This is a genomic window from Pseudomonas sp. W15Feb34, assembly GCF_023127765.1.
In the GTDB taxonomy this organism is placed as follows: Bacteria; Pseudomonadota; Gammaproteobacteria; order Pseudomonadales; family Pseudomonadaceae; genus Aquipseudomonas; species Aquipseudomonas synxantha_A.
On the sequence record NZ_SPKN01000042.1, the window covers coordinates 172,017 to 172,309 of the forward strand.

1 pseudogene is annotated in these 293 nt (G+C 61.1%); it reads right to left on the reverse strand.

Annotation, left to right across the window (positions count from 1 at the left end):
• A pseudogene (locus E4O97_RS19755) lies at positions 1-293 on the reverse strand (arabinose ABC transporter substrate-binding protein); the annotation flags it as partial.

Below are 293 nucleotides of genomic sequence, written 5' to 3' on the forward strand. Positions count from 1 at the left end.
GGCCTTGAAGCCGGCGCTTTCAGTGGCGCGCACGCCGCCGAGCACGGTGTTGTCGTTCATGCCGCCGATGATCAGGTTTTTAGCGCCGCCGGGCAGCTTGACCAGGGCCGAGTTGGTGGCGTCCATGCTGCCAGGCACGTCAAGAGTCTTGAGGGCAGCGGTGAGGATGTGATCCTTGGGGATGCCGGCTTCTTCCAGGGACTTGATCGAGCCGTCAGTGCGCTTTTTACCGGTATCGAGCTCGTTGAAGGTGTTGATCACCGCATAAGTGTCCTTCCAGTCCCAGCCGCGTT